At 38.5% G+C, this 12,001-nt stretch carries 11 protein-coding genes; 4 read left to right on the forward strand and 7 right to left on the reverse strand.

The genetic code is table 11. From position 1 onward, the window contains the following. Positions 1-160: 160 nt before the first annotated feature. The 3 genes from OLM45_RS13060 to OLM45_RS13070 are packed head-to-tail and all read right to left on the reverse strand — an operon-like array spanning position 161 to position 5,041. A complete protein-coding gene (locus OLM45_RS13060) occupies positions 161-880 on the reverse strand; it encodes a hypothetical protein (protein WP_264510851.1) in 720 nt (239 codons plus the stop codon). Between the two features lie 7 nt (positions 881-887). Then, positions 888-3,347 carry a TonB-dependent receptor gene (locus tag OLM45_RS13065; protein ID WP_264510853.1) on the reverse strand — a complete coding sequence of 820 codons (2,460 nt, stop codon included), beginning with the start codon at positions 3,345-3,347 and terminating at the stop codon, positions 888-890. A 5-nt stretch (positions 3,348-3,352) separates the two neighbouring features. Beyond that, complete coding sequence (locus tag OLM45_RS13070) at positions 3,353-5,041, reverse strand: M23 family metallopeptidase (protein ID WP_264510855.1); 1,689 nt, start codon at positions 5,039-5,041, stop codon at positions 3,353-3,355. A 194-nt stretch (positions 5,042-5,235) separates the two neighbouring features. Between OLM45_RS13070 and OLM45_RS13075 the strand changes: the two genes are divergently transcribed. From OLM45_RS13075 to rny, 3 genes are all read left to right on the forward strand, one after another. Then, on the forward strand, positions 5,236-5,526 hold the full coding sequence (locus OLM45_RS13075; RefSeq protein ID WP_264510857.1) for a hypothetical protein: 291 nt from the start codon (positions 5,236-5,238) through the stop codon (positions 5,524-5,526). A 2-nt stretch (positions 5,527-5,528) separates the two neighbouring features. Then, positions 5,529-5,822: a cell division protein ZapA gene (locus OLM45_RS13080; RefSeq protein WP_129461376.1), complete on the forward strand. Its 294-nt coding sequence runs from the start codon at positions 5,529-5,531 to the stop codon at positions 5,820-5,822. A 218-nt stretch (positions 5,823-6,040) separates the two neighbouring features. After that, the gene (gene rny, locus OLM45_RS13085; protein ID WP_129461375.1) at positions 6,041-7,603 is read left to right on the forward strand and encodes a ribonuclease Y; all 1,563 of its coding nucleotides are present in this window, start codon (positions 6,041-6,043) and stop codon (positions 7,601-7,603) included. A 99-nt stretch (positions 7,604-7,702) separates the two neighbouring features. Here the strand turns inward: rny and OLM45_RS13090 are convergent, their stop codons facing one another. From OLM45_RS13090 to OLM45_RS13105, 4 genes are all read right to left on the reverse strand, one after another. Then, the gene (locus OLM45_RS13090) at positions 7,703-8,101 is read right to left on the reverse strand and encodes a response regulator (protein ID WP_264510859.1); all 399 of its coding nucleotides are present in this window, start codon (positions 8,099-8,101) and stop codon (positions 7,703-7,705) included. Beyond that, on the reverse strand, positions 8,088-9,614 hold the full coding sequence (locus OLM45_RS13095) for a sensor histidine kinase (protein ID WP_264510860.1): 1,527 nt from the start codon (positions 9,612-9,614) through the stop codon (positions 8,088-8,090). The genes OLM45_RS13090 and OLM45_RS13095 overlap by 14 nt, the downstream gene beginning before the upstream one ends. Before the next feature lie 157 nt (positions 9,615-9,771). Beyond that, positions 9,772-10,671, reverse strand: a complete 900-nt coding sequence (gene xerD, locus OLM45_RS13100) for a site-specific tyrosine recombinase XerD (RefSeq protein ID WP_264510862.1) — start codon at positions 10,669-10,671, stop codon at positions 9,772-9,774. Positions 10,672-10,734: 63 nt separating this feature from the next. Continuing rightward, positions 10,735-11,325, reverse strand: a complete 591-nt coding sequence (locus OLM45_RS13105) for an outer membrane protein (RefSeq protein WP_264510864.1) — start codon at positions 11,323-11,325, stop codon at positions 10,735-10,737. A gap of 255 nt (positions 11,326-11,580) precedes the next feature. On the opposite strand from OLM45_RS13105, the gene aroQ reads away from it, so the two are divergent. After that, positions 11,581-12,000 (forward strand): type II 3-dehydroquinate dehydratase, encoded by a 420-nt coding sequence (gene aroQ, locus OLM45_RS13110; protein ID WP_264510866.1) that lies wholly within the window; start codon positions 11,581-11,583, stop codon positions 11,998-12,000. The last annotated feature ends 1 nt before the right edge of the window (position 12,001 follow it).

Raw genomic sequence — 12,001 nt, forward strand, 5'->3', positions numbered from 1 at the left:
AAAGACATTCTTCGGAAGGTCTTTTTTTTTGGCAGCACACGAATGGGTATTGAAATCGTACCTTCCCGTGCTCCACTGTATCTTTACTCCGCTCCGCTCCATAAAGGATGCCGTTGCGCCCGGGGCTGAAAATCACCTGCCTTTTTCAAAAAAAAATCCGCTATTGCAGCGGAAAATATTCGTGTACTTGCAACGGATTGACTTTGCAATCCACATAAAAATAATGCACGATATCGGATTTGTCAAAGGCGCCATTTTTATTCGCATCTTCTAAGGTTCGAAAATACAAACGTCCGCGTTGATGAATCACGTTCCAACCAATCACTTCTTGCAAATCAGGGGAAATCTTTTGAAATCCTGTTCCGTCTAACGCACTAATATACAATCCGTGAATATCACTTTCATTGATTGCACCGTCTTGATTCGTGTCGGCATCTTCCATTTCATAGACCAACAATTGCTTCTTGATACTGGCCGATAATGCCGATAAATAACTCACCCGACTGATCAATACCTTTTTATCTGTAAGAACCCGCAAACTGTCGGTATCTTTGACTTGAAATTTCAAATTAGTCATCGTTCCGGCAATTTCAAATTCGCTGGAATTGGAAACCGTATGACTCGGAATTTCGGAATACGTAGTTTCTTTCAACCCTTTGTCTTCATACATCGCCACCTTCCCAACAGGAAACAGCAAAACTTGCGTACCATCAAACTGTATGGGTAAGTCGACCAAAGTCAGTGTATCACTTTCTTTTTTTTCAGCTTTAGCGGCCTGGTCTTTTTTATCATAAATTACTTTGGGTAGCGGTTGGTCATTTTTACATCCCACAACCAATACCGTAAGTATTCCAAGTGCAATTCCTCCCAACTTTTTCATAGGTCTGTTATAAACGCGCGGTTAAACGCAAATTAAACACTCGTGTTGTCATATAATTGGGAATGCCGTATTGATTTTTGGTATATGCATCGCGCACCCACGTATTCGTAATGGCATTCTGATTATTGAACATATTGTAAATCTCAAATCCCAACGAGAGATCCTTGAATTTCTTCAACCAATGTCCGTTCGGACGTTGCGCGTTTTTCTCCGTAAATACATAGAAAAACCCAACATCAGCACGGCGGTAGTCGCGTAGGCGACTTTGGTACGTATACGCATCTGCATACGAAGGTGAACCGCCCGGTAAACCGGTATTGTACACAATATTCATGTACAATTTTAGATTTGGAATATTGGGCATATAATCCTGGAACAAAATCCCAAATTTTAAACGTTGGTCCGTAGGACGCGCAATATATCCGCGGTTGTTTTGGTTTTCTTCCGTTTTCATATACCCGAAAGTAAACCACGATTCCGTTCCTTTTACAAATTCTCCGTTCAAACGCACATCCAAACCGTAAGCATACGCCACCGCATCATTGTTGGCACGGTAACGAATACGCACATTTTCTAATGTATAGGTATTGACATCTTGCATGTCTTTGTAATACAACTCACTCACCAAACGGAAGGGACGTTCCCACATTTTAAATCCGTATTCATTACCCAAAACCACATGAAACGATTGCTGGGCTTTCACATTGGGATTCACGACCCCAAATTGATCCCGCAATTCACGGTAAAACGGCGGTTGGTAATAGAATCCGGTTGAAAAACGGTACAAAAGATCTTTTCCATCAACCTTATATGCCAATTGTACGCGCGGACTAAACACAGTTTGCGATTTGGAGGCTATATTTTGTCCCGAAACCGTCCAATTGTGGGCACGTACACCCGCTGTAGCAATCAATGTCCCACGACGTAAACGGGTTCGCGTATTCCATTGTGCATAACCGGAAAAACGATTAATATCTACAAAATTAGTAGCACGTACATTTTGATACGGCACTAAAGGTCCGATATACGGATGATACGGTTGGTCCACAGGAATATCAATCACTGGCGGATTCAAAGAAAATCCAGCAGAATCAATCACTTCCCATTCTACAATACGGTCGCGGATATTTTCGTGGGTATATTTTACACCCCAATCAAAGCGATGTTTTCCGGTTTGGTTGTTGGACCCTTTGATTTCAGCATTAAAAATCAACGCATCCAAGTTGTTGCGTGCGTGATTTAATTGGGATCCAATCGCCCGATTAAACGTAACATTACCAAACGTTTCCGACCCGATATTGGCATCTACTTCGCCTAAGAAATAAGACGCATCGATGTCGAAATATTCTTGTTCTTGCGTATGGTAAGCCGAAGCGATAAAACGGTAATTGTTATTATCATTCGGTTTAAAAGTCGTTTTGTAAGCCCCAAACAAGGTTTGATAACGGTCGTCCTCTTGTCCTTCGTAAAAAATTTGCAACGCAATGGGTTCGTCCAAGGTTCCAAAATTCGTTTGTCGTGTCAACGGTTGGTAGTTGTACCGGTTCAAGGAGACATTTCCTAAAAAACTATGGTTCCATTTTTCCGAAGGCATAAAATTCACATTCAACTGTCCGTCCATATAGCGTGGACGGTAATTGGTTTGTGTCTCCTGACTATTCACCAATAAAGAATTATCGCGGTACCGAACACCACCAATGGCACTCCATTTTTTATCTTTTGAAATCCCTTTAGCTGACAGTGCTCCACCTAAAAAACTGGCATCGAGACTGGCCCCAAACTCCTTGGGCTTTTCGTAGGTAATATCCAATACAGACGACATTTTATCCCCGTATTTGGCTTCAAAACCACCGGCATAAAAGTCAATTTTTTGAATCAAATCACTATTCACAAAGCTCAATCCTTCTTGTTGACCCGAACGAATCAAAAATGGGCGGTAGATTTCGACTTCATTTACATAGACCAAGTTTTCATCGTAATTTCCACCACGAACCGAATACTGCGTACTCATGTCGCTGTTACCATTGGCACCCAATATTTTTAATATATTTTCAACCCCACCATTCAATCCCGGAATTTTGCGAACTACTTCAGGGGTAACGGTAATCACACCGGTTGCTCTGGGTCGAACACCACTAATTACGACTTGTCCCAATTGCTCGTATTCACTATCCATCACCGGATTAAATTCCAACACTTCTTTGGGTTGCACTTCAAAATTTTGGGTAACCATTTTAAAAGCGACGTGCTTAAAATTGATGGTGACTTTTTGTTGGGCGGGAACTTCGATGACGTAAAATCCATAGGCATCGGTGGTCACTGATGTGGAAAGTGTCGAAACGTTAACACCTTCAATCGGTTTGTTATTTTCATCCAAAACCACACCCGTTATTTTCCCGGTTTGTGCGAAAGTTACTGTAGCTACGAATGTAAACAACAGCGAATAAAGTAATTTATGAATTGACAAAATCGTTATTTTTTCTTGGTTCGGTTAAATGTTGATTCAAATATAGTCGAATTTCCGACATGGTCGACCACTTCAATTTTCAAATTATTGGCACCATCATTTAAAAATCGGTCGTCAAACACATGAGTGATTCGTTTTAGTTTGGGTTCGTATTCAAACAACACCCATTGATTATTGATGTAGCCGTTTACTTTGGCCACACCCGTTTGATCATCCGAAATCGTTAAATTCAGGCTTTTGGATGCGGTCCAATCTTTATTTTTAGGTTGTTTGTACCAAACGATTTTGGGCGGTAAAACATCTTGGGCCAATTTAAACTTTCCTAAAGTTCGGGTGCGAATACTAAACGTGGCACCTTCCACATTTGTTGTATTGAATCCTAATTTTGCTCCATTTACGGAGGCGATGTAGGTTTTTGAGCGCAAAGCAACCGGAACGGATTCGTCGCGAATCGTCACCGTAAACGAATTATGAGCGGGAACAATATCTTGATGCACTTGTACTTCCCCATTTTTCACCTCAAACTGCAAATAAAAATCATCGTAAAACGTTTGAGCCGGAAAATATACGGTCGCGTTTTCTTTTTCAAACAAAGCATCGGTTTTGCATTTGATAAAATAGGGTGTTTTGATTCCACCCTCCTCGATTTTTGCCGGCACATTGGAATATTCTACGGGAATGTCAACTCGTACTTTATTTCCATTAAAATCGGACACCTCAATCCGTTCAATCGACACAAAATTGGGAGAAACATTGATGAGTCCACCCTCCCTCACATTCCGCAAATTGGACCACGCATAGGGATAATTGTAAAAGAGTTTCTGAAAACGTTGGTGCGACTTCTTATACCGTTCATAATCGATAAATGCATTGACATAGCGCGCTTCATCGAATGGCATTTGATCAAACAAAACTTCGAAGGTAGGCGTTCCGTTGTGCGACAATTGAGTGAAAAACGTCCCATTATTATTGAATGAAACATCATCGCGATCGTAGGCATTGATGGCAAATCCAATGGTTCCCGTTGCTTTCACTTTTTGCGCCAAATACGAACCATCGGCTTGTAAGGACAGACTTAACAAGGTGGGACGTTTGGATTCATTGGCCACGGAATTGGCACCCACAGGATACACCATTAAATTGGCAATTGTAGGCGCTTTGGTATCTTTGATCGGAATGCCAAAATACAATGGATTTATAATTTTCTCGGTTTTTGAATCCCGAAATTCAAAATGCAAATGCGGCCCATCCGAACCTCCTGTATTCCCTGAAATAGCGATGAGTTCCCCTTTTTTTACGGGCAATTCACCTGGTTTAAAATAGGCTTCAACCGCAAAGGATTTTTCAGCATATTGCAATTCTTGAATTTTAGCTTCTAGGGCGCCTACTGCTTTTTGCAAATGGCCATAAACAGTGGTGTATCCATTCGGATGGGTAATGTAAATCGCTTTTCCATAACCATTGGTAGCAATTTTAATGCGGGACACATAGCCTTCTGCGGCTGCATAGACATTCAGCCCTTCCCGTTGTTGGGTTTTAAAATCAAACCCTGCATGAAAGTGATTGGGCCGTAATTCGCCGAAGTTCCCTGACAGTTGCAACGGAATATCCAAGGGCGCTTGAAAATAATCCTGAGGGTAATTCTGACTAAAAAGATAAGTAGTTGAGAAACAAAAAAATAGCATCCAGCGCATACAATCCACAATTTTGGCTAAGATAACAAAAGGGATTTGGAGTTAAAAACGAAAGCTGTTAAGAATTTCCAAAATCCTGAAAGGCAAATCTTTATCCTAATGTTGTAAAATAAATTTTATTTTTTATGGTTTTTATTGGTTTAATGATGTCAGAATTATAAATTTGTGGGATAAAGTAACGAAACACGTCACTTATGAGTGAAATCACGGAAATCATTGATGCACTGGAAAAAAAAGTTCAAAAGTTGTTCGCAAAGATCGACGATTTAGAACTTAAAAATCAGGCATTACAGCAGCAGCTAAAGGTTTCTGTCGAAGAAATCCAACTCCATAAATCCGCAAAGGAAAATGTAGTAAAGGACTTTGAAGCGCTCAAAATGACCAACGCGTTACTGGGCAGTGACGAATATAAACGAGATACCAAGCTTAAGATCAATGCACTGATACGAGAAATCGATTATTGTATTGCCCAATTGGCTGATTAAATATGAACGATAAACTGAAAATCAAGATATCGATTGCCGACCGTGTTTACCCATTGACCGTGGAAATGACACAAGAGGAAAGCCTGCGTGCTGCAGCTAAAAAAATCGATGCCATGATTAAACAGTTTGAAGAAAACTACGCCGTACGCGACAAACAAGATGTTCTAGCGATGTGTGCGTTACAGTTTGCTTCTCAATTGGAACAGAAAAAAACAGAAGTAGCTGTTTTAGACACGGATTCCGCGGATCGTTTAGCACAATTGAATAACGCATTGGAAAAATATCTCAACAAATAATAGAGAAAACGTTCTTATAACTAAGCAATAAAGACACTGCCTACATTAGTTCATTTTTGGTAAACTCAACACTAACAAATTAGAATGAGCAATTCGTCGCTACTATAGCAGGCCCGCTTGACGGGAAGCTTGAACAGCGAGCTAGCTCAAAACTTGTCTATACGAGTTTATACAAGCAATTAATGTAGGCTTTTTTTATATATAACCTTTTATTAACCATGAGTATAGTAGAAATCATAATTGGCCTTGTGGTCGGACTTGCCGGCGGTTTTGGTGTTGCCAAAATGCTGGAGAAAAGCAATGTATCGACCCTAATTAAAAATGCAAAAAAAGAAGCCGCATCGATTCTGAAAGACGCCAACCAAGAGGCAGAAAACATTAAAAAAGATAAATTGCTTCAGGCAAAAGAGAAGTTTTTAGAACTAAAAGCGGAACATGAGAAAGAAATTTTAGCCAAAGACAAAAAAATGGCTGAAGTGGAAAAGCGTATTCGCGATAAAGAATCACAAGTTTCGAGTGAATTGGCAAAGACGAAAAAATTAAACGATGATTTTGAATCGAAAGCCAAAGAATACGAAACAAAGATCGAAATCTTGGACAAAAAGCATCAAGAAGTAGAAAAGATGCACAAGTCGCAAGTGGAACAATTGGAAGTTATTTCTGGTTTATCAGCAGAAGAAGCGAAAGAACAATTGGTGGAAAGCTTAAAAGCAGAAGCCAAAACCAGCGCAATGGCGCACATTCAAGAAACCATTGAAGAGGCCAAATTGACCGCGCAACAAGAAGCGAAAAAAGTAATCATCAGTACGATTCAACGTGTAGGAACAGAAGAAGCCGTGGAAAACTGTGTTTCTGTTTTCAACATTGAATCGGATGATGTAAAAGGACGCATTATCGGCCGTGAAGGTCGCAATATCCGTGCTTTGGAAGCGGCTACTGGAGTAGAGATCATTGTAGACGATACGCCAGAAGCGATTATTCTTTCTTGTTTTGACCCTGTTCGTCGTGAAATTGCCCGTTTATCGTTGCATAAATTAGTGACTGACGGTCGTATTCACCCAGCTCGTATCGAAGAAGTGGTAGCCAAAACGACAAAACAGATTGAAGACGAAATCATTGAAGTAGGTAAACGCACGGTTATTGATCTAGGTATTCATGGATTACATCCTGAATTGATTAAAATTGTAGGGCGTATGAAATACCGTTCGTCGTACGGTCAAAACTTGTTACAACACTCGCGTGAAGTAGCGAAATTGTGTGGTATCATGGCAGCCGAGTTAGGATTAAACGTGAAACTAGCGAAACGTGCCGGATTGTTACACGATATCGGTAAGGTGCCGGATGCAGAAAGTGATTTACCACACGCTTTATTGGGTATGCAATGGGCTGAAAAATACGGTGAAAAAGAAGAAGTATGCAACGCTATTGGGGCGCACCACGATGAGATTGAAATGAAATATTTGATTTCACCTATCATCCAAGTGTGTGATGCGATTTCGGGAGCACGCCCAGGTGCCCGCCGTCAAGTATTGGATTCATATATCCAACGTTTGAAAGATTTAGAAGAAATTGCGTTTGGTTTTCACGGTGTGAAAAATGCCTATGCAATTCAAGCCGGACGTGAATTGCGTGTGATTGTAGAGAGCGAAAAAGTGACGGATGAAATGGCCGCTAAATTATCGTTTGAGATTTCACAAAAAATCCAAACGGAAATGACTTATCCCGGTCAGGTGAAAATCACGGTAATTCGAGAAACACGTGCCGTTAACATTGCAAAATAACGTAATACAATACTTATACCATAATAAAAATGGGACCGAAATATCGGTCCCTTTTTTTATGCTTTATGTGCTTTTTGTTTTTGTTAGAGTGGTACTGCCTTAGGATGCTGCAGTAAGCATTTCTTCAAATTCTTTAGTGGTAATGGGCTTGAAGTAATAATCCTTAACTTCTTCTTTGTATTCTTTAGAACGATTCAAATCGGTAGAATCATTGGAAGAACTTACTAAATAAACCGTGATGTTTTTGTTCATGTTGTCTTTTATTTTTCGGAATTCGTCTAAAAATTGCCAGCCATCATAAACAGGCATATTGATATCCAATAAAATCAAATCGGGTTCATTATCTGTTTTCATCACGTTTTTCAGGCCGTCTATGGCTTCCAAACCATTAAAGAAAAATTTGGCTTCGGCATCGATATTGCACTTGTTAAAGAGCTTTTTGATTACGAAATGGTAGACGAGATCGTCATCTACTACAAAAATGTTATTGAATTTCATTACTAAAGTTGATTTTGAAAGTTGTGCCTACATTTACTTGACTTTCCACCTCAATAGTCCCCCCCATAGACTCGATCTGGCTTTTTGTCATAAACAATCCGATACCTCTTGCATTGGGATGTTGATGAAAAGTCTTATACATACCAAAAAGCTTTTGTCCGTGCTTATCCAAGTTAATTCCCAATCCGTTATCCTTAATCACCAGCATTACATTTCCGTTTTCTTTCTCTAATGAATAGGTAATTTCAGGTGTGCGATCCGGATGCGAATACTTGATGGCATTGGTTGTAAAGTTCAAAAACAAACTTTCTAAATAAGCTGGATTAAACTGTACGGTTTCTTTTCGATCTATCAAATTTACAATATTTACTTTATTGTCTTTAATTTCATTGCTTAAAACTTCTAAGGTTTGGTGTAAAAATTCGTTTAAATTCAAATCTTCTTTCTTATGAACGATCGTACTTTGAATATCCACCAATTCTTTTAAATGATCAATCGTTTCAGAAAGGGCTTTTGAAGTCGCTTTTAAGAATCCGAAACATTCTTCTTTTTGCTCTTGATCGTTGGTTTCATCAATAATGTTGATCAGCATTTTGAAATTACCCGTATGGGAACGCAGGTTATGGGAAACAATATGGGCAAAGTTGAGCAAACGATTATTTTGTTTCGAAATAATTTCCAATTGATGTTGCATGGCATTCTCTTTTTCTTTTTCTAGAGTTACATCCGAATGCACACCGATAATACGTAAGGGCTGTCCGTTATCATCGCGCTCGATAATCTTACCTTTACTTCGAATCCAACGGTATTCACCGTCTTTGGTTAAAACGCGTTTAACGTTTTCATAATACGGTGTCAAACCGTCAATATGTTGCTGAATTTCTTCTTGGTAGGTAGCGTAATCTTCCGGATGGATGCGGTCGTCCCATTTGGAATTGGTGACTAAATTATCGGTTTCATCAAATTTTAGAATATGTAAGGATTCTTTAGAAAAATAAACTTTATCAGAAACCACATCATAATCCCATACCCCATTATGGGATGCTTCCAAAGCGAACTGGTAACGTGCTTCTGACTCGATAATTTTGAATTCACGAAGTTTGATATCGGTAATATCATTCAAACTACCAATAAACACTGCGCTACCATTTTCATCGATATCGATATTTGCCGTGGCTTTAAACCACAACGTTCCTTTATTGGTCAATTGTACCCGAAACTCGTGGTGCCATTGATCGTAACAATCTTTGGCCACAAAAATGGATTTAAAAAAAGCGTCACGATCATCGGGATGGATCCGACTTTTAATCACTTCAAAAGGGTTGCAAGTGAGTTCGAACCGATTTACTTCAAAAAAAGAAATGATGCTTTTATTCAAATACGAGAAATAAAAGTCATCATTGGAGTTAACCGTAATCTGAAAAATTAAATCGGGAATCAAATTAAGAATACGCTTATGGTATCCATAACTATCATGTCCCAATAGTTCTTTCGAGGCTAAGTTTGTTTTCATAATCCTATTGTTTTGGGGCGTTTGGGGCGCTTTTATTACCTGATCTGTTAAAATCAGCAAACCAAATTTAATATTATTATCGATATATGGTGCTTTTTTATCGATAAAATGCAGTTTTTGATTAAAAATAAGTGTTTTTGTAATCTTTATATTACATTTATTGCTTTCGAGGATGAAATTGATGCACAATTTGGGTCAAATGACGGCGATCGAGATGCACATAAACCTCAGTCGTTGTGATGGATTCATGTCCTAACATCATTTGGATTGCTCTTAAGTCGGCACCATTCTCCAATAAATGAGTTGCAAAAGAGTGCCGAAACGTGTGGGGACTGATGGATTTTTGAAGATTAATTTTAACAGCTAGATCTTTTATTATCGTAAACACCATAGCGCGCGTTAATGCTTTCCCTCTTCGATTTAAAAACAAAGTGTCTTCGAAACCTTTTTGGATGTCTTGGTGCGACCGAATCGTTGTTCGATACAAGTTGATGTATTTTAATGTGTACGACGCAATAGGGACAAATCGTTGTTTGTTCCCTTTACCTGTTACTTTGAGAAAACCTTCATCACTAAAAATATCGGAAATTTTTAATTCAACCAATTCAGATACCCGAAGTCCGCACCCGTACAATACTTCTAGCATAGCCCGATTGCGTTCGCCTTCAGGTTTAGATAAATCAATGGCGGCAATTAATTGATCGATTTCATCCACGTTTAAGGTATCGGGGAGTTTGCGTCCTACTTTTGGGGCTTCGATCAACTCCATCGGAGAATCTTTTCGTAAGTCTTCAAATAATAAATAGGAGAAAAACGATTTTAATCCACTGATGATTCGGGCTTGTGAACGGGCATTGAGTTCTTTAGAACATTGGTATATAAAATCTTGAATGATTTGAGGCGAAATTTGGAGCGGCGAAACCGAAATAGTGTGTTGGTTCAAAAAAGCGATCAATCGTTCAATATCAAAGGAATAATTGGCTATGGTATTCGCAGACAAACCGCGCTCCAACCGTAAATAATTTTGATAGCCTTTTAGGTAAGTATTCCATTGCATGCCGAAAGATACAAACAAAAAAAGCCATCCCGAAGGATGGCTTTGAAATTTTAAAAATTCTGATTAGAATTTGTAGTTTACTCCGAAAGTAACTGCTCTCCAGTCACCACCAAAACTTAATGTGTTAGTTTTGTCTGCTCCGTTTCCACCATTGTCGTTAGAAGTATAAGACAATGCACCTACTCCAGCTTCAATAGCGAAGTTAGAGGATACGAAATAGTTCATACCTAAACCTAAACCGATAGCAAATTCTTTCTCTTTAGTATCAGCTAATTTGTTTTTCCAGTTGTTTAAATCAACACCTAAATTAGCAAACAAAGAAAATTTTGAAGCTGGTGTAAAATAGTAACGACCAAAAGCACCTACTGTAAAAGCCGTTTTGTCAACTGTAGTAACAGAACCAGCTTCAGATTTGTTAGAACCAAAACCTAATTTTGCTCCAATTGCAATGTTTTCAGTTACGAAATAACCAACTTTAGGCTCAACTAAGAAAGCGTTGTCTTTGTTGTCTCCAGTTTTACCATTTGATAAAGTTAAAGCACCAGTAACGAAAACATCACCTTTAGCAAATCCTTCAGAACCTGATTTTTTGTCTTGCGCATTAGCTGTAGATAAAGCTAAAACAGCAACCATAGATAAAATAATTTTTTTCATGTTTTATTTTGTTTAAAATTATTGAGACAAAGTTAAAATTATTCCCTCCTGAAAAAATTTGAAAGCAATTTGCAGTTATCAACATAATTGTTAACAACTACAAACTGTTAAATTATTTATTTTCAATGCATTAATACACTCTTAAGGTGAATTAGTGATTTTTTAAAAAATGGAAAAATCAAAAAATCACCGCTAAAAACCATTATTTTCAGTAATTTTAAGGAGAAAAATGACCAAAAAGCCCTTTTGAACACGATGAAAATTATAATTATCAACGGCCCAAACTTGAATTTATTAGGCAAAAGAGAACCTGATGTATATGGCAATCAAGACTTTGAATCGTATTTCAACATGCTTAAACAACAACATCCAACAATTGATCTATCCTATTTTCAAAGTAATATTGAAGGCGAACTTATAAACAAAATCCAAGAATGTGGTTTTGAATACGAGGGTATCATTTTAAATGCCGCTGCTTACACACATACGTCAATCGGAATTGGCGATGCGGTGAAAGCTGTAACAACTCCGGTCATTGAGGTACATATATCCAATACTTTTTCACGCGAATCGTTTCGCCACCAATCGTATATTTCTCCCCATGCAAAAGGAGTCATCATCGGATTGGGATTGAAAAGTTATGAATTAGCCTTGTATCATTTTTTAAATCAATAAC

It is taken from the genome of Flavobacterium sp. N1719, assembly GCF_025947045.1.
Taxonomy (GTDB): Bacteria; Bacteroidota; Bacteroidia; order Flavobacteriales; family Flavobacteriaceae; genus Flavobacterium; species Flavobacterium stagni.

Bases quoted from the DNA above. Each gene is read 5' to 3' on its own strand.
- OLM45_RS13060 (WP_264510851.1), bottom strand. From the start codon at position 880: ATGAAAAAGTTGGGAGGAATTGCACTTGGAATACTTACGGTATTGGTT.
- OLM45_RS13070 (WP_264510855.1), bottom strand. From the start codon at position 5,041: ATGCGCTGGATGCTATTTTTTTGTTTCTCAACTACTTATCTTTTTAGT.
- OLM45_RS13075 (WP_264510857.1), top strand. From the start codon at position 5,236: ATGAGTGAAATCACGGAAATCATTGATGCACTGGAAAAAAAAGTTCAA.
- OLM45_RS13080 (WP_129461376.1), top strand. From the start codon at position 5,529: ATGAACGATAAACTGAAAATCAAGATATCGATTGCCGACCGTGTTTAC.
- rny (WP_129461375.1), top strand. From the start codon at position 6,041: ATGAGTATAGTAGAAATCATAATTGGCCTTGTGGTCGGACTTGCCGGC.
- OLM45_RS13090 (WP_264510859.1), bottom strand. From the start codon at position 8,101: ATGAAATTCAATAACATTTTTGTAGTAGATGACGATCTCGTCTACCAT.
- OLM45_RS13095 (WP_264510860.1), bottom strand. From the start codon at position 9,614: ATGAAAACAAACTTAGCCTCGAAAGAACTATTGGGACATGATAGTTAT.
- xerD (WP_264510862.1), bottom strand. From the start codon at position 10,671: ATGCAATGGAATACTTACCTAAAAGGCTATCAAAATTATTTACGGTTG.
- OLM45_RS13105 (WP_264510864.1), bottom strand. From the start codon at position 11,325: ATGAAAAAAATTATTTTATCTATGGTTGCTGTTTTAGCTTTATCTACA.
- aroQ (WP_264510866.1), top strand. From the start codon at position 11,581: ATGAAAATTATAATTATCAACGGCCCAAACTTGAATTTATTAGGCAAA.